Raw genomic sequence first — 22,568 nt, 5'->3', positions numbered from 1 at the left:
ATGGTCGAAACCTTACTGGAAGTACGTAACCTGAGTAAGACCTTTCGCTATCGCACCGGCCTGTTTCACCGTCAGACCGTCGAGGCGGTTAAACCGCTGAGCTTTACGCTGCGCGAAAAGCAGACGCTGGCGATTATCGGTGAAAACGGCTCGGGCAAATCGACCCTGGCAAAAATGCTCGCGGGCATGGTCGAGCCAAGCGGCGGTGAAATACTGATTGACGATCATCCTCTGGAATTTGGGGACTATTCTTTTCGCAGTCAGCGCATCCGGATGATTTTTCAGGATCCGTCGACGTCCCTGAACCCGCGCCAGCGTATTTCCCAGATCCTGGATTTCCCGCTGCGGTTGAATACCGACCTGGAGCCGGAAGCGCGTCGCAAACGGATTGTCGAAACCCTGCGTCTGGTAGGCCTCCTGCCCGACCATGTCAGCTATTACCCGCACATGCTGGCCCCGGGCCAAAAACAGCGTCTCGGTCTGGCCCGCGCGCTGATCCTGCGCCCGAAAGTTATTATCGCCGACGAAGCGCTGGCGTCGCTGGATATGTCGATGCGTTCGCAGCTCATTAACCTGATGCTGGAGTTACAGGAAAAGCAGGGGATCTCTTATATTTACGTGACTCAGCACCTGGGCATGATGAAACACATCAGCGACCAGGTGCTGGTGATGCACCAGGGAGAAGTGGTCGAGCGCGGCAGTACCGCTGACGTACTGGCCTCCCCGCTCCATGACCTGACAAAACGCCTGATTGCCGGACACTTTGGTGAAGCATTGACGGCGGACGCGTGGCGTAAAGATCGTTAGCCGTTGCGTAACCCGCTTGCCAGCAGAGTAAACACCTCTATGGCATACGGAAGGGTCTTCTGCGGTTCATCACTCGCGGCAATCAGCAGAGCCGCATTCAGCGCAGCGCCGTTCAGCAGATGGGCTGCGACTCTGGCATCCATCTTTTTGATTACGTTGCACTCCATCATTTTTTCGATGGTCTGACGGGTCGACTCAAGGCAGTTGTTCTGGCTGGGCCATTGCGCCGGGTCACCCAGAACAGCCGGGCCGTCAAGAAGGACGATACGCTGAACTTCCGGAACGAGCGCCATTTTGATATAGGCGATGCCCTCCGCCAGCAGTCGCTCCCAGTCATCATCGGCGGCGGCGGCAATCGCTTTCGCGTTTGCTGCCATTTCGCTGTCTATCTGCGCGACCACCGCCGCCAGTAATCCCTTCTTGTCGTTGAAATTATGATATAGCGCGCCGCGTGTTAACCCCACGCTTGCCGTGAGTTCATCCATTGACGCTGCGGCATAGCCTTTTTCAGCAAATGCCTTCCGCGCCGCCTGAATCATTTTCTCGCGATTTTCCTGGGCCGTTTCAGCACGACGTTTTGTAGCCATGGGACTTCCTTCATTAAGCGGTAATTATAATTTGACATACGCGGCGTATGTGGATTACATTTTTGACATACATCGCGTATGTTACTTCTACTGCGTAAGCACAACAATACCTCTGACAGAAAAGGAAAAGCCATGCATCCACGTGACCCCGTCTTTCCGGCTAATCGACATGCCCTCTATGAAGAGCATGGCTATTCAGCAGCAATCCGCTCTGGCGATCTGTTATTTGTTTCCGGTCAGGTTGGCAGCCGCAGCGATGGCACACCTGAACCCGACTTCCCCGCTCAGGTGCAGCTGGCGTTCGATAATTTACGGGCGACTCTGGCAGCCGCAGGGTGTACTTTTGACGATCTGATTGATGTCACGACATTTCATACCGATCCTGAAAACCAGTTCCCCGCCATCATGGAGGCGAAAAAACTGGCGTTTCCGCACCCCCCTTACCCAAACTGGACAGCAATAGGCGTTAACTGGCTTGCGGGTTTTGATTTCGAAATTAAGGTTATCGCCAGGATCCCTACGCCCGCGAATTAACATCTGGCAGTAAACTGATTTACCGTTAAGCTATCACTGACGCACAAATGAAAGACAGCATCAGCAACTATATTCTCTCCTGGGTAGAAGAAAATAACTTTACTATTTTACACATTGGTGATTTGGTTGCAGATATTGGATACAGCAGAAGAACCATCGAAACATGGTTTAAAGAGAAGTATCGGCTCTCTTTAGGTGAATATATTCTCCGACGGAGGTTAAGCCGTGCCGCCATTATGCTGAGAATGACGTCGATTCCGGTGACGGATATTGCGTATTTATTCCATTACCAGAGCAGTCAGGGATTTTCCAGAGCCTTTAAAAAAATGATGGGGCTGACACCCTCTGAGTACAGATGTGCCAGAGGGTGGAATTTTGACATCTTACAGCCCTCTTTTTTATTAAGCGAACATGAAACGCCTGAGCTCGAGGTCTGCTATCTGGATGAAACGTTTATCTATACGCATGAAATTATCGAACACGATCATCTTTTTGATACCTCAGTGCATGATATTACTAAAAAAATCAAAAAGCTCCTGACAGAAAACCGCCATGATATCGATAAAATTATTCTGATGCCCCGCCGCCCCGAGTTAGGCAAAAGCCGATCGTATCTGGTCGAGGTATTAATATCGTACGCGTTACAAAGCGACACGGTGACAAATAAAAAATCCTGCATTGTGCGTGGGAGATACGCAAGAATGCCCTTTAGCGGTAGCTGGGAAATCTACAGCGCGTTTAACAAGATTGCCTTCGTTAAGGCGATGGTAAATCAACGCCTGACGTTGCGTGACGGTATTTACCTGATGAAAATTAATGCGTACAGCGACGATTCTGTCGATTTTGATGTTTTCATCCCCATCCTGTAACCTCAGCTTCATTCAGCCTGTCTGGTAACAATTCTGTTTTTACCGTTGTGCTTAGCCTCATACAACGCCTCGTCCACGTCACGCATAATATCATTGCCGTTGACGTTATTCTGAATGGCTGAGCACACGCCGATACTTAATGTGACCTTTACAGGGAGAGCATAATGATAGCCCGGCCCGGTGCGCTGTTGAACGTTCTGGCGAATACGCTCCGCGACGGCCATAGCCTGCTTACCGTCGGTATCCGGCAGCAGCAGACCAAATTCCTCGCCTCCCAGTCGGGCAAAGATGTCGTTATCGCGAATGCTGTCTTTGATAATATCCACGACCGCCAGAATCACGCGATCCCCCACAAGATGCCCCCAGTTATCGTTAATCGACTTAAAGTTGTCGATGTCCAGCATCATAATGCTGGTCCCCTTTTCTGTCCTGAGGGAGCGGACCCGCGGAAGTGCCTCATAAAAATATTTACGGTTGTAGATCTGAGTAAGCGGATCGCGATCAACCCGATCGCCGAAAATTTTCAACAGGTTAAAGACATGGAACATTAAGGTACAAATCACAAATAATTTGCTGAGGACCTCTACTGCCCGGCTGATATACCAGAGCGACAGATTGTAGGTATCAAGCAGTAAGAGGAAAAAATTGTAAACGATGGCGGAAAGGCAAACCACAATAATACTGTTCCAGATCCCGGACGCCAGGCGTGTCACAGAGATCATATAACAAAGTAAAGCCGACCAGAGCAGGATCAGAACGTTTACGTACCTGATATCCCAGACAGGATAATGATGTTCATCTTCGTATGCTGCAATCGTTAATGTCCAGGCCGGATGGTAGCTGCTGAGATAATGGGCCAGCATCGGAAACATAACCAGTGTCATCATTAATGCTAACGTCATGCTGATCTTATTTCGGAATCTGAGCGTGGATCGTCTCGTGATTTTTTCCACACGGACCGCCAGCGCCAGTAATACGATAAAGCTCAGCTGCCGAAAAAAATAGAATACCGCCGTATCGTTGGTTTTTGCCGCCTGGGTAAAACCAGCATGCTCCGGAATCTGAATGACAATGATCGTCTCAATGAAATAAACCAGCCCACTAAGAAATGCCAGGCTCAGGATGAATAAGGAAAAACGCGATCGGTCGGAGGCATACAGCATCTGGATAAAAATAAAGATAATGGTATCCAGAAAGAACAGCGCAATCATGACGATCAAATAGGTGGTCATAGGCACCCTGAAACCAGGATTATCATTCACGCAAAAGGAGTTCACCGCGATCATAAGCGCAAAAAGCGCCGCACCTGACAGCATGATCAGTTTTTCGGCCAACGTTATATTTTTCATCTTCCTTCTTACCGCACACAGATAAAGACTCAAAATGGCATAGCCGTTATCGACCCTCGCGCAATTTTAAAGCGTTTAAAGGGCTAAACGGATCATTTTGCGCAAAAGGCGCTGGACACATCAGCATGAGGGCGGCGTCACGGTGCCCGCTGGTTGGATGAGGCGAACCCCGCGTGCGGTGATATACTGCTGGGATACACACGAAACGGCCTGATGAAGAGTCAGTTCAACCTCTTCCGTGAGCCCATTCACGGCGCAGGAGCGAGAAATATCGTGACACATGGGGCTGTGAGTGGGCTATAATTTCGAGCTAATTTCGAATGATTTTGAAATACTGCCTGTAACGCTATGAATTACAAGGCAAAATAAGCAATGAATATAAGGATTAAAGCTATGGGTTTTCTTTCCGGTAAGCGCATTCTGGTGACTGGCGTTGCCAGCAAACTGTCCATCGCATACGGCATCGCACAGGCAATGCATCGCGAAGGCGCTGAGCTGGCGTTCACCTACCAGAACGACAAGCTGAAAGGCCGTGTTGAAGAATTTGCCGCGCAGCTGGGTTCCAGCATTGTTCTGGAATGTGACGTTGCACAGGACGAAAGCATTGATGGCATGTTTGCTGAACTGGCAAAAGCATGGCCGAAATTCGACGGTTTTGTTCACTCCATCGGCTTCGCTCCTGGCGACCAGCTGGACGGCGACTACGTGAACGCGGTTACCCGTGATGGCTTCAAAATCGCCCACGACATCAGCTCCTACAGCTTCGTTGCAATGGCAAAATCCTGCCGCGCGATGCTGAACCCGGGCGCAGCCCTGCTGACCCTGTCCTACCTCGGCGCAGAACGTGCTATCCCTAACTACAACGTTATGGGTCTGGCGAAAGCGTCTCTGGAAGCCAACGTGCGCTACATGGCGAACGCAATGGGTCCTGAAGGCGTGCGTGTTAACGCTATTTCTGCGGGTCCAATCCGTACCCTGGCCGCTTCCGGTATCAAAGATTTCCGTAAAATGCTGGCACACTGCGAAGCGGTTACCCCGATTCGTCGTACCGTTACCATCGAAGATGTGGGTAACTCTGCGGCATTCCTGTGCTCTGACCTTTCCGCAGGTATCTCCGGCGAAGTGGTTCACGTTGACGGCGGCTTCAACATCGCTGCAATGAACGAGCTGGAAATCAAATAAGCTTGTCACTCTCTTCCCGCCAGGGAAGAGAGTTTCTCCCCGCCCCGCTCCTCGTTATTCCGTTCTGCTATTTGTTATCACCTAACAATATTTTTCCCCTCATCCGCCTTACGCCAGGATATTGATCGCCATTTTGAGATCAAGGAACGCCCATGGAACAACGCCGTTTTTCCGGCAAAGGCCACTGGTATCATGAAACCCAGTCGAATCATTCGCAGACGGACGTTCTGCCGCTGGTGCCCGAAGCCGCTAACGTCGACGACCGTTTTTTGCTCGATTTAGCCCTGCCCGATGACATTCTCGCAAGCTGTGCTGGTTGGCTTACGCCTGCCCGAACCCTGTGTCATCTTTTGTTCCCGCTTGATACTCCCGTGAACCGTCTGCATACGCTCAGCGCCTACGACAGGCTGAGCACGGCATTAACGGTTGCCCAGGCATGTGGTGTTCAGCGGCTCTGTAACCACTACGCTGCCCTGCTCGCCCCTCTTCCGGGGCCGGACTCCTCCCGGGAAAGCAATCGACGCCTTGCAGAAATTACCCAGTATGCCCGCCAGTTAGCCAGCTCACCCGATGTGATCGATGACAAAGCCCAAAACCAGCTTGATGAGGTTGGACTCACAACGTATGACATTGTGCTTATCAACCAGATCATCGGCTTTGTCGGTTTTCAGGCGCGAGTGGTCGCGGTTTTTCAGGCATTGCTTGGCCATCCGGTACGCTGGTTGCCCGGGCACCACATTCAGCCCCATACGCTGCCGGTCAGCTTCAGCAGATGGACCGCCACGCTACCCGCGGTAGAGCTAAAATATGCCAGTGCGCTTCAGCTTGAGGCGCTCTCACGCTGGCAGGCGGAACCGGCGCTTGAAGCGCTCACCCCTGTGCTGTGTCATGAGCCGATGCTGCTTAATCTGACGGGCGAAATTCTGCTTAACCATCCGCTAAGTGAAGGCCCCGCGTCTTCGATGATCTCAGCCGCTCGTGCGCTGCTCGTCGCCTCTCCGGATCGCTTTAGCGCCGCCCAGTTAACGCCCCTGACCGGGTCAGGTCTCTCGCCAGAGAAGGCCATCAATCTGCTAACCCGAGATGCATTTTATGGCTGGCTGGACCGTCTGCGTGTGGCGCTCGGCAAAGAGGAATAACCATACTCTTTACCTAAAGAGCGCTTGCTGTAGCAGTGAGATTCGCGTAAAACTGTCAGCCGCTCAATGGCTACGAAAATAGAACATTATGTTTCAGGACAACCCGCTGCTAGCGCAGCTTAAACAGCAACTGCATTCCCAGACGCCGCGTGCAGAAGGGGTCGTAAAAGCCACGGAAAAGGGCTTTGGCTTTCTTGAAGTTGATGGGCAGAAGAGCTACTTCATTCCGCCTCCTCAGATGAAGAAAGTGATGCATGGCGACCGTATTTCGGCCGTTATTCATACCGAAAAGGAACGAGAGTCTGCCGAGCCGGAAGCACTGATCGAACCTTTCCTGACCCGCTTTGTCGGGAAAGTGCATAAAAAAGACGATCGTCTTTCCGTCGTGCCGGACCATCCTCTCCTGAAAGATGCTATTCCGTGCCGCGCCGCGCGTGGCGTTGAGCATGATTTTGTTGAGGGTGACTGGGCGGTTGCTGAGATGCGCCGTCATCCTTTAAAAGGCGATCGCGGTTTCTACGCCGAGCTTACCCAATACATTACCTTCGGCGACGACCATTTCGTCCCATGGTGGGTGACGCTGGCGCGCCACAACCTCGAAAAAGAAGCGCCTGATGGCGTGGCGACTGAAATGCAGGACGAAGGTCTGGAACGTCGCGATCTGACGGCGCTGGACTTTGTCACCATTGACAGCGCCAGCACCGAGGATATGGACGATGCGCTGTATGCCGAAGAGACAGCCGATGGCAAACTGCATCTGACCGTCGCCATTGCCGACCCTACCGCATGGATTGTCGAAGGCAGCAAGCTGGACGAGATGGCCAAAGTGCGTTCGTTCACCAACTACCTGCCGGGCTTTAACATTCCGATGCTGCCGCGTGAACTCTCCGACGATCTTTGCTCGCTGCGTGCGCATGAAGTGCGTCCGGTGCTGGCCTGTCGGATGACCATTGCGGCTGACGGTACCATTGAAGAAGATATTGAATTCTTCGCCGCCACCATCGAATCCAAAGCCAAGCTGGCCTATGACGACGTGTCCGACTGGCTGGAGAACACGGGCAACTGGAAACCCGAGTCGGACAACATTGCCGCACAAATTCGTCTGTTGCACCGCGTCTGCCTGAGCCGCAGCGAATGGCGTCAAACTCACGCGCTGGTCTTCAAAGATCGTCCGGACTACCGTTTTGTGCTGGGTGAAAAAGGTGAAGTGCTGAATATCGTCGCTGAGCCGCGCCGTATTGCCAACCGCATCGTTGAAGAAGCGATGATTTCCGCCAACATTTGTGCTGCACGCGTGCTGCGCGACAAATTAGGCTTTGGCATTTACAACGTGCACACCGGGTTTGATCCGGCGAACACCGAAGCGCTGGCTGCCCTGCTGAAAACCCATGACGTACACGTCGATCCTGAGGAAGTGCTGACCCTGCAAGGTTTCTGCAAACTGCGCCGCGAGCTGGACGCACAGCCGTCAGGGTTCCTCGACAGCCGTATTCGCCGCTTCCAGTCCTTTGCGGAAATCAGCACCGAGCCTGGCCCACACTTCGGCCTTGGCCTTGAGGCTTACGCGACCTGGACCTCCCCGATCCGTAAGTACGGCGACATGGTTAACCATCGTCTGCTGAAAGCGATCATCAAAGGGGAATCTGTTGCCCGCCCACAGGATGATACGACATTGCAGATGGCAGAACGTCGCCGTCTCAACCGTATGGCGGAGCGTGATGTCGGCGACTGGTTGTACGCGCGCTTCCTGAATGATAAGGCAGGGACTGATACCCGTTTCCCGGCTGAAATCATTGACATCAGCCGCGGCGGTATGCGCGTTCGCCTGGTGGATAATGGCGCCGTTGCCTTTATTCCTGCCCCGTTCCTGCATGCCGTCCGCGACGAACTGGTTTGTAGCCAGGAAAACGGGACCGTGCAAATTAAAGGCGAAACGGTTTACAAGGTCACTGACGTGATTGATGTCACCATCGCTGAAGTGCGCATGGAAACCCGCAGTATTATCGCGCGCCCTGTCGCCTGATAACCGCGTAAACTTCCGGCCGTTCCGTTAAGGGATGGCCGGGAGTTCTCTCCTGAATTATCTCCCGCAAAATCATCGTTTTTTCTCACACTTTTCTGTTTCCCAACGCCACATTTCTCCAGAATTATCTACAGTAAAAGAGAGCCGTCATTGTCGACTGCAAATGAATAATTTGTGCGCTACTCAGCAGCCGCGGGAGAAAACGTGATGGACGATCTGGAGCAGAATTTGCTGTTTCGTTACATGGGTACGCATAGCCCCTGGTGGCGACTGACAGCAGACAGCAATGCTCTGCATCTTGCTGCCAGTGAAAGCGCTGACATCATTCAGGTGGTTGCGCTGGATGATGAACAGGCCGCGCTGATCCGCCAGCTCACCGTAATCACCTCCAGCATTGCCATGACCCTGCCTTTGTACGGTGTGGACGTTCCCGTTCATCTTGTCGGCCGTAAAATTAACAAAAATGAGTGGGCAGGAACGGCATCAGCCTGGAACGATACTCCTTCCGTTGCGCGCGACCTGGCGCAGGGGCTCTCCTTCGCCGAACAGGTAGTTTCCGAGGCTAACTCCGTGATTGTGATCCTCGACCAGAACGGGAATATTCAGCGCTTCAACCGTTTAAGTGAAGAATATACGGGCCTGAAGGAACAGGAAGTTATCGGGCAAAACGTGTTCAAACTGTTTATGAGCCGCAGCGAAGCCGCGGCCTCCAAACGCAACATCACCGGTTTTTTTCGTAACGGCAGCTCCTACGAAGTTGAACGCTGGATCAAGACCCGCAAGGGGCAGCGCCTGTTTCTCTTCAGAAATAAATTTGTTCACAGCGGCAGCGGAAAAAATGAAATTTTCCTCATCTGTTCAGGTACCGACATAACCGAGGAGCGTCGGGCTCAGGAGCGCCTGCGCGTTCTCGCCAATACGGATACGATTACCGGTTTGCCTAACCGAAATGCCATCCATGAGCTGATCTCTGATGCCATCACCGCTCGGGGTGACACGCAGGTTGGCGTAGTTTATCTCGATCTGGATAATTTTAAAAAAGTGAACGATGCCTATGGGCATATGTTTGGCGACCAGCTGCTACAGGCCGTTGCGCTGGCGATCCTGAGCTGCCTGGACGAAGGACAAACCCTGGCGCGCCTGGGTGGGGATGAGTTTATCGTGATGGCCACCGATACCTCGCAGGGCGCGCTGGAAGCGATGGCGTCGCGAATACTGACCCGACTGCGTCAACCTTTCCGCATCGGGCTGATTGAGGTTTACACCGGCTGCTCGCTGGGCATCGCGCTTGCGCCCCAGCACGGTAACGATCGCGAAAGCGTCATTCGCAATGCCGACACCGCCATGTACACCGCCAAAGAAAATGGCCGGGGCAAATTCTGCGTCTTCTCGCCAGAGATGAACCAGCGCGTATTTGAATACCTGTGGCTGGATACCAACCTGCGTAAAGCGCTGGATAACGATCAGCTGTTAATCCACTACCAGCCCAAAATGACCTGGCGCGGCGAAGTCAGAAGTCTGGAGGCGCTGGTGCGCTGGCAGTCGCCAGAGCGTGGCCTGATCCCGCCGATGGAGTTTATCTCCTATGCAGAGGAATCAGGGCTGATTGTGCCTCTGGGCCGCTGGGTTATGCTTGATGTGGTGCGCCAGGTAGCAAAATGGCGCGACAAGGGGATCAACATGCGCGTCGCGGTCAACGTCTCCGCCCGTCAGCTGGCGGACCAGACCATCTTCAGTGACCTGAAGCAGGCGCTGAAAGACCTGAATTTTGAATACTGCCCGATTGACGTGGAATTAACCGAAAGCTGTCTCATTGAAAATGAAGAACTGGCCCTGTCAGTGATCCAGCAATTTAGCCGCCTGGGAGCGCAAATTCATCTGGATGACTTTGGTACGGGGTACTCTTCCCTGTCGCAACTGGCGCGCTTCCCTATCGATGCCATTAAGCTTGACCAGTCTTTCGTGCGGGATATCCATAAGCAGTCCATTTCACAGTCGCTGGTGCGTGCGATAGTCGCCGTGGCCCAGGCGTTAAATTTGCAGGTCATTGCTGAAGGGGTGGAAAGTGCAAAAGAAGACGCCTTTCTGACGAAGAATGGCGTCAACGAACGGCAGGGTTATCTTTTTGCTAAGCCCATGCCCGCTGCCGCATTTGAGCGATGGCTAAAACGTTATCAGGCAAGGAATGTCCGTTAGCTGGCTTTACGTAAGCCCGTCGCCTGATGGCGATTTTGCAGCATAACCAGCCGCTCCATGTAGGCGATATCCTTCGGTTCAAGGCAGAAGGCGGCATCAACCCAATCCTCAGTAATGTCCATCAACTCGCTTCGCGGAAGTGGCAGCACGCGCGTACGTGCACGCAGCATGGCCCTTACGCCGTTCAGCTTCGGCTGTAGCGTGTCGATAAACGTCCGCACCGAAACATAGCTCTGTAACGGCTCAAATAAAAGATCCACAAGACCATGCTGCTCATACCATTCCGCCGTATGCGTCTCACCTTTGTAGATCAGCGCCTCCGCCATTTTCATGCCGGCACGACGCGCCACCAGTGAATAGCCGCCCATGCCCGGGAACAGATTGAACGCGATTTCCGGAAAGCCTAATCGGGCATCGCGCTGGGCCAGAATGAAATGATGCGCCAGCGCGGCTTCAAACCCGCCCCCTAAAGCGCTTCCTTCCACCATAGCCAGCGTGACAGCGCCGGTATCAAACCCTCGCGAGGCGGCATGAACGCAGTCCACACAGGCCCGGGCATAGGCGCGTAACGCTTCGCGTCGGTTGTTTTTGATGCACTCAACGAAGAACTGTAAATCACCGCCGGTATTGTAGATGTCGGGGACCAGCGATCCGGTGACCCAAAAATCAACGACAAATCCGGACTGTCGAACCAGCCAGGAGAGATTCATGATCTCCTCGATCAGCGCATGGTTGAAGCAAGGCCGTGGCGTGGCGCGTAACATCATCCACACCGTACGCCGTTCGGCCTCATAATAAGCCGCCAGTTGAGTGAATCGTTCAGCATCAGTAAACAATGTGCAGGTTGTCTGGTTGATAACTGTCATAGTCGAATTCCTCTTATAAAAAAGCGCGTTGCGCGCAGTTTTAGACTAATCCACCCCTACAACCCGCAGCAGACGGGGGTTAAATTTATCACTTTCATTTATGGACTTTGGTTATTGCATTTTTTACCTTCTCTTTTGAATCAATTTTCTGCATCATTGATAATATTAACTTTTCGCTTCAGGGTGAGCTTATGTCTAACATTGATGCAACAGCCGTGGCGCAGCGTATTGATACTGTGCTGGATATTCTTGTCGCAGGCGATTATCACTCTGCTATCCGTAATCTTGAGATCCTCAAGTCTGAACTGCTGGCTGAGAACGGCGCTGATAACGCTCCAGAATCCACTCAACCTAAAGCCCCGTGGGAAGTGTAACCACGTCGTTTCCGACCTTGCCTTTTAAATGGATGCTATGAACTCCCGACAACAAATCATTTTGCAGATGGTGATCGATCAGGGGCGCGTAAGCGTGGTCGATCTCGCTAAAGCCACCGGCGTTTCTGAAGTCACCATTCGTCAGGATCTGAATCTTCTGGAAAAACAGAGCTACCTGCGGCGTGCGCACGGATATGCCGTTCCACTGGACAGCGACGACGTTGAAACCCGCATGATGAACAATTATGCGCTCAAGCGGGAGCTGGCGGAGTTTGCTGCATCCCTGGTGAATAACGGTGAGACCGTCTTTATTGAAAATGGCAGCAGTAACGCCCTTCTGGCGCGCACGCTTGCCGATCAAAAAGACGTTACCATCATCACCGTAAGCAGCTATATTGCCCATCTGTTGAAGGAAACTCGCTGCGAGGTGATTCTGCTGGGCGGCATTTACCAGAAGAAAAGCGAAAGCATGGTGGGGCCATTAACGCGCCAATATGTTCAGCAAGTTCACTTCAGTAAGGCATTCATAGGTATTGATGGCTGGCAGCCCGACACCGGCTTTACCGGCCGCGACATGATGCGTTCAGACGTGGTTAACGCCGTACTCGCCAAAGAGTGTGAAGCGATTGTGCTGACCGACAGCTCTAAGTTTGGCGCCGTACACCCTTATACGATGGGGCCGGCCTCGCGCTTCAGCCGTGTAATCACGGATGAGCGTTTGCGTGATGAATATCGCCAGCAATTAGAACAAGACGGTCTGACTGTCGATATTGTAAAAAAAACAGCCTGATTATCCTGCTGCGCCCGAATAATGGGCGCACTTAAACCTTTCTCTGAGAGTATTCCGACCCTTCCTTTAAGAGTTTTTACCTGTTGAAACCGTTCTAAACACGTAAAATTAGTATTAGCGATATAACAGGAAGTGACTATCACCTGCGTGATGATGAAACGCCTGCGCGACCAGCTTTCACGGGAACAGAATTTAAGTATGGATATTGTCTATACTTAAAGTGCATTCCTTTCCGTGAATCGATAATTCAGGAGAAAGTATTATGACCTTTACCAGCAAAAAATTAGCCGCCGCTGTTCTGGCAATCACTGTAGCAATGTCCCTGAGCGCTTGCTCTAATTGGTCTAAACGTGACCGTAACACCGCGATTGGTGCCGGTGCTGGTGCGCTTGGTGGTGCAGTATTAACGGATGGTAGTACGCTGGGTACATTAGGTGGTGCTGCCGTAGGTGGTATTATCGGTCACCAGGTGGGCAAATAATCACCATAACGGCTCTCACCGGCATAATAATATATTAAGTATTTTCAGGTCTGACTTACGCACGTAAAAAAAGAGCCACGGCAATGTCCGTGGCTCATTTATTTTAGCCGCCCGCCAGTTTGACTTTCATTCCTTTGGCTTCCAGCAGCGTTTTAATTAAATCTCGTTTATCGCCCTGAATCTCAATAATGCCGTCTTTTACTGCCCCACCGCATCCGCACTTCTTTTTAAGCTCAGCGGCGAGCTTTACCAGGTCTGCATCATCCAGGTCAATGCCGGTGACAAGGCAAACGCCTTTCCCTTTTCTGCCGCTGGTCTGGCGCTGAATTCGCACGATACCATCGCCTTTTGGACGTTCAGCTTTCTCTTTTGGCTCTTCAATGCGCCCGGTATCCGTTGAATAGACCAGACGACTGTTGGCGTCACGCATTATGCCCCCTTTTTCAGTGATGCATTAATCGCTTTCAGGGTCTCTGCCGGATGAGCGGATTGCGTCACCGGGCGACCAATCACCATATAGTCTACACCCGCGCTCAGCGCCTGCTCTGGCGTCATGATACGTCGCTGATCCCCTGACTCGCTGCCTGCTGGACGAATACCTGGCGTCACCAGTTTAAAATCGCGGCCTAACTCAGATTTGAAGCGAACCGCCTCCTGAGCCGAACAGACCACGCCATCGAGACCACACTGTTGCGTGAGGCGCGCCAGACGCTCTGCATGTTCGGCAGGTGACAACGTCACACCCAGGTCGCGCAGGTCGGATTCATCCATACTGGTCAGCACGGTGACGGCGATCAGAAGCGGAGCGTCATTACCAAACGGCACCAGCGCTTCGCGCGCAGCCGTCATCATGCGTGCCCCGCCCGATGCATGTACGTTAACCATCCACACGCCGAGTTCAGCTGCCGCAGCAACGGCGTGCGCAGTGGTATTTGGAATGTCGTGGAATTTCAGGTCGAGGAAAACGTCGAAACCACGTTGATGCAGATCGCGGACGATTTGTGGGCCGAACAGCGTAAACATCTCTTTGCCTACTTTCAGACGGCAATCGCGGGGATCAATGCCATCAACAAAGGCCAGTGCGGCGTCACGGTTATTGTAATCCAGAGCAACAACTACGGGAGAATCGGTAACTACGCGGGAAGTGGAGGATGTAACAGACGTCATGACCAGCCCTTTTCGTCTATGGGCGCGCAGCGGCGCGGAACAGATAAACGGCGTGCATTCTACCTGCCCTCGGGGTAAATGAACAGAATCGAATGCTTTTCCTGCTGAACCCCAGACCGCACGGTGCTGATGGAATTACTGTAACCATTAGTATGTTGTAACTAAAGTGCAGCGTTTTAAAAAATTACTGTCCGTCCAGACCTCGGATTGGCTTAATGGTGGACCACGCCCGGCAGGAAGGGCAATGCCAGTAGAGCGAATAGGCGGTGAAGCCGCATTTCTGGCAGCGATAGCGCGGTTTGCTGCGCACCTGTTCACCCACCATGTCTCGCAGCACCATCAGGCTCTCTTTAGCGCGCCCTTCTTCTGCGTCATTAAGGTGGTAATCCATCAGCTTATGGAAGACACGCATGGTAGGATGACGCTGCAACTGACGGGTAATGTATACCTGGGCGGTATCGCTCCCTTCATGCTCTTCGACGACATCTGACAGCATCAGCTCGGCTGTGGCACCTGTATTCTCTTCAACACAGCGACGCAGAAACGCAACCCACTCGTCCTGCTTACCGAGCTGCTGATAGCAGGTTTGCAGCATTTCCAACGTTTCGCTGACCAGCTCTTTGTCCTGATCGATAACGCGAAGCAGGCTCTCCACGGCTTTGGCGTAATCACCGTTAGCCATAAAGACCCGCCCCATCATGATCGAGATGCGCGCGCTGTTGCGATCGGCCGCTGCGCCTTTCTTTAACAGTGCCATGGCTTTATCCATGTCATCGCTACCCATCTGCTGGAGAGCCAGCTCGCAATAGAAGTGAGCAATTTCGACGCGCTGTTTGTCTTTGCCGAGTTTGACCAGCCGTTCAGCGGTATCAATCGCTTTTTGCCAGTCGCTGGTGGCCTGATAGATTTGCAGAAGCTGCTGAAGCGCACCGATACGGAAGTCCGTCTCATCCACCAGCTGAGAGAACATATCCTCGGCGCGATCGTAAAGCCCCGCGGCCATGTAATCCCGCCCAAGCTGCTGCACGGCCAGCAACCGTTGCTCATAGGTCAACGAAGCGCTTTCCATCAAGGTCTGGTGGATACGAATGGCACGGTCAACCTCTCCGCGCGAGCGGAACAGGTTTCCCAGGGTGAGATGCGCCTCAACGGTGCCGGTATCCTCTTTAAGCATATCGAGGAACAGATCCACCGCTTTATCCTGCTGATTGCTCAGCAGGAAGTTCACCCCCGCTACGTAGTCACGGGAGAGTCGGTTTGCTTCATCCTGTTTTGTTTGTTGCGCGCTTCTGCGGCCCATATACCAGCCATAGGCTGCGGCGACAGGCAAAAGCAGAAACAACAACTCCAGCATATTCGATTATTCCTTGACTACCGGCACACCAGAGCTCGCCGGAATGTCAGACGCAGGCGTAAGTTGATGTTCAAGTCGTTTAATTTTACGTTCAGCGCGAACAAGAGAAACACGAACCTTAAGCCAGAACAGGCCGCATACAAGCCAGCCGATGACAAACCCCGCCGCGAATAACACAGCCAGCAGGCTCGACACCCGGTACTCGCCCTGCGCCAGCAGATAGTTGAAACTTACCTGTTGATCGTTTTGCGCGCCCAATGTGACTGAAATGACAAAAATCGCCAACACCAGTAAGAAAATGAGTAAATATTTCACATGACTTCCCGTTATGTGGTTCGAGCGTATAAAGCGTGTTCAACTCACTGCAATCAGCCTTATAAGCTACCATTTTAGTGGCGGGCGCGAAATGGAAAAAGTAATGCGCCCTACATGGATTTATGGTCAAAATGCGGAATATCAACCTTCAGGTTCCGCCAGACTCCCTTTCGGCTATTTCTTCCTTCTCTTCCGGCGGCGGCGTCAGGGGTCCACAAAAACGTTGTGCAAGCCAGGTCGCCAGCGTCACCAGTACCCACGAGATCAGCGTTGCCACCACCAAATCACGCGGCCAGTGCATCCCCAGCAGCATCCGGCTGCCCATTACGCCTGTCGCCCAGACCAGCAAAATCGCAATCGTGAGGGTACGCCGACGCGGCCACAGCAGTCCTACGCCAAGTAGCGCCCAGCTGGCAGCAAACATCGTATGCCCGGAAGGAAACGCAAAGCCGGTCTCTTTTTGCCAGTGTTTGCGTAAAAAGGTCGGGATATCCTGCTGTTCCGCAAGTTGCTCCTTTACCAGCGCACCGCGATCTTTACGCTTTAAATTGTAGAACTCATCCACCGGAACATGGTGCGTTTTTTCCAGCCAGACGACGAAAGGACGGGGTTCCTGCACGCGATCTTTCACCCACGACTTCACCCCCTGCCCGATGAGTATGGCCCCGCCGAGAATGGCAAACAGTACCAGCGCCGCACGAAGGCGAAAGCGCAGGCACCACAGGAACCAGCCACAGAGCAGCACGTGTGTAATAATCCCCCACGGCTGGGTGACCGTCTCGGTTATCCAGTATAGGGCTTTCAGCCACGTCTCGTTTTGTCCGGGCTGCCACATCCAGCCGGAGAACCAAACGACCAGGGGTATAACGAGCAATACGGCGGCACCTGCGGCCGTTCGTCTGGCAATCGAAAGCATGTCCTCTCCTTTTTCACTAAGCACCACAATCATAACTGAATTTCTTCATTCTGGTGGATATGTCGGATTGTGCGTTTAACGTTTGTAAAGCGTGGTGGTGATTAGGTGAAGTTGCCGGGCTTGTGGCAAAATAGTCCAATACAGAAAGCATAATGGGGCAAAGGCACGAAACGTGTCAGCCTGGTCTGGAGAATCACATGCAGCTTAAACGTGTGGCAGAAGCCAAACTGCCAACCCCATGGGGCGATTTCCTGATGGTGGGTTTTGAAGAACTGGCAACCGGGCAAGATCACGTCGCCCTGGTATTCGGCGACATTTCGGGGCAAACGCCGGTGCTGTCCCGCGTTCATTCAGAGTGTCTGACCGGTGACGCGCTGTTCAGCCTGCGGTGCGACTGCGGTTTCCAGCTTGAAGCCGCCCTTTCTCATATCGCAGAGGAAGGACGTGGCGTTCTGCTGTATCACCGTCAGGAAGGACGCAATATTGGCCTGCTGAATAAAATCCGCGCCTACGCGTTGCAGGATCAGGGCTACGATACCGTCGAAGCGAACCATCAGCTCGGCTTTGCTGCTGACGAGCGCGATTTCACCCTGTGCGCAGATATGTTCAAGCTGCTGGGCGTGGACGAAGTGCGTCTGTTGACCAATAACCCGAAGAAAGTGGAAATCCTCACTGAAGCGGGCATCAATATCGTGGAACGCGTGCCGCTGATTGTCGGCCGCAACCCGAAAAACGCGCACTACCTCGATACTAAAGCCGCCAAAATGGGGCATCTGCTGAGCGAGTAAACGCAAAACGCCCGGCACATGTGCCGGGCGATTTTATCAGTCCAGCATCTTACGAATTACATAATGTAAAATGCCGTCGTTCTGGTAATAGGTCAGCTCTGTTGCCGTATCAATACGACACCGGCAATCCAGCACTTCTGTCGTACCATCTGCGCGCGTTAATTTCACCGGAACGGTTTTACCCGGTTGCAGATTTTGCAGACCGCTGATATCAATCTGCTCTTCCCCGGTCAGACCCAGCGTTTTACGCGTCACGCCCTGCGGGAACTCCAGCGGCAAAATCCCCATGCCGATCAGGTTTGAGCGGTGGATACGTTCAAAGGATTCGGCAATCACCACGCGAACCCCGAGCAGACGCGGACCTTTTGCCGCCCAGTCGCGACTGGAACCGGAGCCGTACTCTTTACCGGCAATAACGGCCAGCGGCGTCCCCTCCTGCTGATACTTCATGGCTGCGTCATAAATTGAAATGACCTCTGTATCCGGCAGGTGGCGCGTCATGCCCCCTTCCACGCCCGGAACCATTTCATTGCGAATGCGGATGTTGGCAAAGGTCCCGCGCATCATCACTTCGTGGTTACCACGGCGCGAACCGTAGGAGTTGAAATCGCGACGTTCCACGCCACGGCTTTGCAGATACCGACCTGCCGGACTGTCCGCCTTGATGCTCCCCGCCGGAGAGATATGGTCGGTGGTGACGGAATCGCCCAGCATCGCCAGGATCCGCGCGCCGTGAATATCTTTCAGCGGTGCAGGCTCCGCCAGCATTTCGTCGAAGAATGGCGACAGGCGAATATAGGTGGAATCATCCTGCCAGTCATAGGTATCGGAACCCACCACGTCGATCGCTTTCCATTCCGCTGTGCCTTCGAACACTTCCGCATACTCTTTGCGGAACATCTCGGTGGAAACTTTCTCTACCGCGCGCGCAATTTCACGCGATGATGGCCAGATGTCTTTCAGATAGACCGGTTCATTTTTGCGATCGTGACCAATCGGATCGGTCGCCAGGTTAATGTTCATGTTTCCGGCCAGCGCATAGGCTACAACCAGCGGCGGCGAGGCCAGCCAGTTGGTTTTCACCAGCGGATGAATACGCCCTTCAAAGTTTCGGTTACCAGAAAGTACCGCGCCAACGGTCAAATCACCCTGCCTGATCGCCACTTCAATAGGCTCAGGCAGTGGACCAGAGTTACCGATACAGGTCGTACAGCCGTAGCCCACCAGGTTGAAGCCCAGCTCGTCGAGGTAAGGCGTGAGTCTGGCCTGCGCCAGATAATCGGAAACCACTTTCGAACCAGGCGCCAGAGAGGCTTTAACCCATGGCTGTGGCTTGAGCCCCAGTTCTACCGCTTTTTTTGCCAGCAGCCCGGCAGCCATTAACACACTCGGGTTGGACGTGTTGGTACAGGAAGTGATAGCGGCGATCACCACGGCGCCGTCAGGAAGCTGATACTGATGCCCGTTCAGAACATAGTCCACCGGACGGTGATCTTTTTGCGCGGCGTTAACCTCCAGCTCATTGCTGGCGGCAAAGGCTTTGGGAACGTTGCTCAGGGCGACGCGGTCCTGCGGACGTTTTGGCCCTGCGAGGCTTGCCTCAACGGTGCCCATATCCAGTTCCAGCGTACTGGTAAATACCGGCTCGTCACCCGGGTTACGCCACATGCCCTGCGCTTTGGTGTAGGCCTCAACGAGAGCCACCTGCTCCTCGCTGCGACCACTGAGGCGCATATACTCCAGCGTAACGCTATCAATCGGGAAAAAGCCGCAGGTCGCGCCATATTCCGGCGCCATGTTGGCGATGGTGGCCCGGTCCGCCAGCGGCAAGGAATCAAGACCATCGCCATAAAATTCAACGAATTTACCCACCACACCATGCTTACGCAGCATCTGGGTGACCGTCAGAACCAGATCCGTGGCGGTGATGCCTTCGGACAATTTACCGGTCAGCTTAAAGCCCACCACATCGGGAATGAGCATTGATACCGGCTGGCCGAGCATGGCCGCTTCCGCTTCAATACCACCGACGCCCCAACCCAGAACGCCAAGGCCGTTAATCATGGTTGTGTGTGAATCGGTGCCCACCAGCGTATCCGGGTAAGCCACCCACTCTTTATCCTGCAATTCACTCCAGACGGCTTTGCCGAGATATTCCAGGTTGACCTGGTGACAAATGCCGGTGCCCGGTGGAACAACGCTGAAGCGGCTGAACGCCTGCTGACCCCATTTCAGAAATACGTAGCGTTCATGGTTACGTTCCATCTCCAGACGGACGTTTTCGCCGAAAGCATCGTCGTCACCAAAGTGATCGACGGTGACGGAGTGGTCAATGACGAGGTCTACCGGGGACAGGGGGTTAACCTTAGCAGTATCGCCCCCGAGACGCTTAACGGCTTCACGCATGGCAGCCAAATCCACAACCGCTGGTACGCCGGTGAAATCCTGCATCAGCACCCTGGCCGGGCGATAGGCAATTTCTCTGTCTGCATGTGCATTCTTCAGCCACCCTGCCAGAGCCTGGATATCCTCCTCGGTAACCGAGTCGCCATCCTGCCAGCGCAAGAGGTTTTCCAGTAAGACTTTCAACGACTTGGGTAACCGCGAAATGTCCCCAAGCGTTCTGGCAGCCAGCGGTAAGCTATAGTAGCGCCAGGTTTTATTTTCCGCCTGTAATGTGTCCTTACTGGCTTCGCGTAGGGTTAACGACATAAGCTCCTCCTTAAAAACAGGGATGTCCTGACAATCATCAGGGCTGTAATTAAAGATAACACAAAGATGTCGTAACGTTTTGATAACAACCCAAATTGATAAATTTAGGAATGGTCCAACACGAGGGATAAAACAAAAAACCCCGCCGTGGCGAGGTTTTACGATTTAGTGCAAGGCCAGCCAGAGGAGCTGACACCAGAAGAGGATCGACGCTGAGAATACGCCGAGCCATGACCAGTATTTTACGGTTGTCATGTTATTCATCATAGGGACACCAGACTTTAATTATTTAAGGTTGCGAGGTCTGCCCTCGTTCTATATTGCTGATGTGTATTTATTAAGGAGTACAAAAGCGCACAGTCTTTATTCAGACTATTTGCATCATTACGCAAAATTCAAAATTATTGTTTTTTGGGTTCGTCTTCCGCGAACACATCAATAAAGGCCTGCTGCTGTGGCGTCAGTTTCCAGGAAGCTGGCACGCTGGTTGCTGGCGCCTTACGGGCTTTGTGAGCATTGTCACGAAGCTGACACATCTCTTTTCTCGCTTCTGTACGCACCGTCATGACCATAATCAACCCCAGTAATTCCAGACAAGAAGAGCAACCACCACCCAGAACAGGGCAGAGCCAAGAAAGACCGCCAGCCAGGCTTTACGCTTAAGCGCGGGATCCCTTTGCGGTTCTTCACTTCCTGACGGCATTGCTAACCTCATACAATCGACATCGCTTATCATTTAGAGACCAAACAATTGGCACAAGTAATCATCTGATGAGATAAATCCTAAAGAAACTTTAGCCGAAAAGCCAGTGAATTTACGTATCTGGGCCTGGGAAAATTCAATCTTTTGACCCGAAATAAATAATTGAAAAGAATAATTTGCACACCTGTAAATTAGTTTCTACTTTTGTCGCAAATTTGCGACAGTAAAACCATAGTCATTTAATGGGTTATGACGATATATGACAGTGGACGTAGATGATGATAATTCTAATTCAGGTTTAAAGGGGAATGACGGTATCTTTCCGTACCAGAAAGATACCGGGTGTGATTATTTGGCGGGAAGTTTAATGTCTTTAAACATCTCTTCGATGTCTTCATTGGAGCGTAACGCTACAGCTGTATCCACCACGTCGCGCGTTAAATGTGGCGCGAAGCGTTGAATAAAATCATACATATAGCTGCGCAGGAACGTGCTGCGACGAAAACCTATCTTGGTGGTGCTGTGGCTGAAAATATCATGCGCATCCAGACGCACCAGATCCGGGTCTGAGACAGGATCTACCGCCATGCTGGCAATAACCCCAACGCCCAGGCCCAGACGCACATATGTTTTTATGACGTCCGCATCCGTCGCCGTAAAGACAATCCGTGGCGTTAATCCGGCGCGGTTAAACGCGGTGTCCAGTTCAGAACGGCCCGTAAAGCCGAACGTATAGGTCACCAGCGGGTATTGCGCCAGTTCTTCGATTGTCACTTCGCCCTTCCCCGCCAGCGGGTGATCCGGGGTCACGACAATAGAGCGGTTCCAGTGGTAGCACGGGAGCATGACCAGATCATCGTACAGATGGAGGGCTTCCGTCGCGATAGCGAAGTCTGCATTGCCTTTAGATACGGCCTCTGCGATTTGCGTCGGTGAGCCCTGATGCATATGCAGGGAAACGCGGGGATAGCGTTCGATGAAACCTTTGATCACCCCGGGAAGCGCATAACGCGCCTGGGTGTGCGTGGTGGCAATATACAGAGAGCCTTTATCCGGCCAGGTATGTTCCCCAGCGACGGATTTAATGGCGTCGACTTTGGAGAGCACTTCCCGTGCGATGCGTATGATTTCCTGTCCAGCCGGCGTGACCTGAGTCAGGTGCTTACCGCTGCGGGCAAAGATCTGAATACCTAACTCATCCTCCAGCATACGCACCTGCTTGCTGATGCCGGGCTGCGAGGTATAAAGACCCTCTGCGGTGGAAGAGACATTGAGGTTATGATTGACGACCTCAACGATATAGCGAAGCTGCTGTAATTTCATGCCAGACCATCCGATTTAGCGCATGAGTCAATCGCTTAAGACGATTTAATAATAAGAAACGGGTTAACTATAACCACTATATCATTTATAGCC

The 22,568-nt window shown here is 52.8% G+C and carries 24 protein-coding genes; 11 read left to right on the top strand and 13 right to left on the bottom strand.

Going from position 1 to position 22,568, the window contains the following annotated elements:
• Entirely contained in the window at positions 1-807 is an 807-nt protein-coding gene (gene sapF / locus CU081_RS15115; protein ID WP_003856838.1) for a putrescine export ABC transporter ATP-binding protein SapF, read from the top strand.
• Here the strand turns inward: sapF and CU081_RS15110 are convergent.
• On the bottom strand, positions 804-1,394 hold the full coding sequence (locus tag CU081_RS15110) for a TetR/AcrR family transcriptional regulator (RefSeq protein ID WP_022651344.1): 591 nt from the start codon (positions 1,392-1,394) through the stop codon (positions 804-806). The genes sapF and CU081_RS15110 overlap by 4 nt on opposite strands.
• A gap of 132 nt (positions 1,395-1,526) precedes the next feature.
• Here CU081_RS15110 and CU081_RS15105 point away from each other — a divergent pair, with 132 nt between their 5' ends.
• Together CU081_RS15105 and CU081_RS15100 are read left to right on the top strand one after the other, a co-directional pair.
• A complete protein-coding gene (locus CU081_RS15105) occupies positions 1,527-1,928 on the top strand; it encodes a RidA family protein (protein ID WP_003856835.1) in 402 nt (133 codons plus the stop codon).
• Positions 1,929-1,975: 47 nt separating this feature from the next.
• Complete coding sequence (locus tag CU081_RS15100) at positions 1,976-2,797, top strand: helix-turn-helix transcriptional regulator (RefSeq protein ID WP_022651345.1); 822 nt, start codon at positions 1,976-1,978, stop codon at positions 2,795-2,797.
• 8 nt (positions 2,798-2,805) lie between these two features.
• On the opposite strand, the gene CU081_RS15095 is transcribed toward CU081_RS15100, so the two are convergent.
• On the bottom strand, positions 2,806-4,146 hold the full coding sequence (locus CU081_RS15095) for a sensor domain-containing diguanylate cyclase (RefSeq protein WP_022651346.1): 1,341 nt from the start codon (positions 4,144-4,146) through the stop codon (positions 2,806-2,808).
• 393 nt (positions 4,147-4,539) lie between these two features.
• Here CU081_RS15095 and fabI point away from each other — a divergent pair, with 393 nt between their 5' ends.
• From fabI to pdeR, 4 genes are all read left to right on the top strand, one after another.
• Positions 4,540-5,328 (top strand): enoyl-ACP reductase FabI, encoded by a 789-nt coding sequence (fabI, locus tag CU081_RS15090; RefSeq protein ID WP_003856831.1) that lies wholly within the window; start codon positions 4,540-4,542, stop codon positions 5,326-5,328.
• A gap of 152 nt (positions 5,329-5,480) precedes the next feature.
• A complete protein-coding gene (locus CU081_RS15085; RefSeq protein WP_022651347.1) occupies positions 5,481-6,467 on the top strand; it encodes a CMD domain-containing protein in 987 nt (328 codons plus the stop codon).
• Between the two features lie 88 nt (positions 6,468-6,555).
• On the top strand, positions 6,556-8,490 hold the full coding sequence (locus tag CU081_RS15080) for an exoribonuclease II (protein WP_022651348.1): 1,935 nt from the start codon (positions 6,556-6,558) through the stop codon (positions 8,488-8,490).
• A 204-nt stretch (positions 8,491-8,694) separates the two neighbouring features.
• The gene (pdeR, locus tag CU081_RS15075) at positions 8,695-10,686 is read left to right on the top strand and encodes a cyclic di-GMP phosphodiesterase (RefSeq protein WP_003856827.1); all 1,992 of its coding nucleotides are present in this window, start codon (positions 8,695-8,697) and stop codon (positions 10,684-10,686) included.
• Here the strand turns inward: pdeR and CU081_RS15070 are convergent.
• Positions 10,683-11,552, bottom strand: a complete 870-nt coding sequence (locus CU081_RS15070) for a crotonase/enoyl-CoA hydratase family protein (RefSeq protein WP_003856826.1) — start codon at positions 11,550-11,552, stop codon at positions 10,683-10,685. The two genes, pdeR and CU081_RS15070, sit on opposite strands and share 4 nt — an antisense overlap.
• Before the next feature lie 191 nt (positions 11,553-11,743).
• Between CU081_RS15070 and CU081_RS15065 the strand changes: the two genes are divergently transcribed.
• From CU081_RS15065 to osmB, 3 genes are all read left to right on the top strand, one after another.
• Positions 11,744-11,926 carry a YciZ family protein gene (locus tag CU081_RS15065; RefSeq protein WP_003856825.1) on the top strand — a complete coding sequence of 61 codons (183 nt, stop codon included), beginning with the start codon at positions 11,744-11,746 and terminating at the stop codon, positions 11,924-11,926.
• A 37-nt stretch (positions 11,927-11,963) separates the two neighbouring features.
• Positions 11,964-12,716, top strand: coding sequence for a DNA-binding transcriptional regulator YciT (gene yciT / locus CU081_RS15060; protein WP_003856824.1), 753 nt, complete (start codon positions 11,964-11,966; stop codon positions 12,714-12,716).
• A gap of 262 nt (positions 12,717-12,978) precedes the next feature.
• A complete protein-coding gene (gene osmB, locus CU081_RS15055; protein WP_003856823.1) occupies positions 12,979-13,197 on the top strand; it encodes an osmotically-inducible lipoprotein OsmB in 219 nt (72 codons plus the stop codon).
• A gap of 103 nt (positions 13,198-13,300) precedes the next feature.
• Here the strand turns inward: osmB and yciH are convergent, their stop codons facing one another.
• The 5 genes from yciH to pgpB all read right to left on the bottom strand — a co-directional run bounded on the left by yciH (position 13,301) and on the right by pgpB (position 16,949).
• Positions 13,301-13,627 carry a stress response translation initiation inhibitor YciH gene (gene yciH, locus CU081_RS15050; RefSeq protein WP_003856822.1) on the bottom strand — a complete coding sequence of 109 codons (327 nt, stop codon included), beginning with the start codon at positions 13,625-13,627 and terminating at the stop codon, positions 13,301-13,303.
• On the bottom strand, positions 13,627-14,364 hold the full coding sequence (gene pyrF, locus CU081_RS15045; protein WP_003856820.1) for an orotidine-5'-phosphate decarboxylase: 738 nt from the start codon (positions 14,362-14,364) through the stop codon (positions 13,627-13,629). Before pyrF ends, yciH begins: the two co-directional genes overlap by 1 nt.
• Positions 14,365-14,548: 184 nt before the next feature.
• Entirely contained in the window at positions 14,549-15,718 is a 1,170-nt protein-coding gene (gene lapB / locus CU081_RS15040) for a lipopolysaccharide assembly protein LapB (protein ID WP_003856819.1), read from the bottom strand.
• 6 nt (positions 15,719-15,724) lie between these two features.
• A complete protein-coding gene (locus CU081_RS15035; protein WP_003856817.1) occupies positions 15,725-16,033 on the bottom strand; it encodes a LapA family protein in 309 nt (102 codons plus the stop codon).
• Between the two features lie 148 nt (positions 16,034-16,181).
• Positions 16,182-16,949: a phosphatidylglycerophosphatase B gene (gene pgpB / locus CU081_RS15030; RefSeq protein ID WP_003856815.1), complete on the bottom strand. Its 768-nt coding sequence runs from the start codon at positions 16,947-16,949 to the stop codon at positions 16,182-16,184.
• Between the two features lie 197 nt (positions 16,950-17,146).
• On the opposite strand from pgpB, the gene ribA reads away from it, so the two are divergent.
• Positions 17,147-17,737 carry a GTP cyclohydrolase II gene (gene ribA / locus CU081_RS15025; protein WP_003856813.1) on the top strand — a complete coding sequence of 197 codons (591 nt, stop codon included), beginning with the start codon at positions 17,147-17,149 and terminating at the stop codon, positions 17,735-17,737.
• Between the two features lie 36 nt (positions 17,738-17,773).
• Here ribA and acnA read toward each other — a convergent pair whose 3' ends face one another.
• From acnA to cysB, 5 genes are all read right to left on the bottom strand, one after another.
• Positions 17,774-20,449 (bottom strand): aconitate hydratase AcnA, encoded by a 2,676-nt coding sequence (gene acnA / locus CU081_RS15020; RefSeq protein WP_022651350.1) that lies wholly within the window; start codon positions 20,447-20,449, stop codon positions 17,774-17,776.
• Positions 20,450-20,614: 165 nt separating this feature from the next.
• A complete protein-coding gene (gene ymiC, locus CU081_RS26570) occupies positions 20,615-20,713 on the bottom strand; it encodes a small membrane protein YmiC (protein WP_032103392.1) in 99 nt (32 codons plus the stop codon).
• Between the two features lie 137 nt (positions 20,714-20,850).
• On the bottom strand, positions 20,851-21,015 hold the full coding sequence (locus CU081_RS26295; RefSeq protein WP_162183706.1) for a hypothetical protein: 165 nt from the start codon (positions 21,013-21,015) through the stop codon (positions 20,851-20,853).
• Positions 21,016-21,023: 8 nt separating this feature from the next.
• Positions 21,024-21,164 carry a YmiA family putative membrane protein gene (locus CU081_RS15010; RefSeq protein WP_213083754.1) on the bottom strand — a complete coding sequence of 47 codons (141 nt, stop codon included), beginning with the start codon at positions 21,162-21,164 and terminating at the stop codon, positions 21,024-21,026.
• Positions 21,165-21,500: 336 nt separating this feature from the next.
• On the bottom strand, positions 21,501-22,475 hold the full coding sequence (gene cysB / locus CU081_RS15005) for an HTH-type transcriptional regulator CysB (protein ID WP_006810844.1): 975 nt from the start codon (positions 22,473-22,475) through the stop codon (positions 21,501-21,503).
• Between the last annotated feature and the right edge of the window lie 93 nt (positions 22,476-22,568).

This window comes from Enterobacter sp. CRENT-193 (genome assembly GCF_002787395.1).
Classification (GTDB): Bacteria; Pseudomonadota; Gammaproteobacteria; order Enterobacterales; family Enterobacteriaceae; genus Enterobacter; species Enterobacter hormaechei_C.
This window is presented reverse-complemented; position numbering and strand designations above follow the sequence as displayed.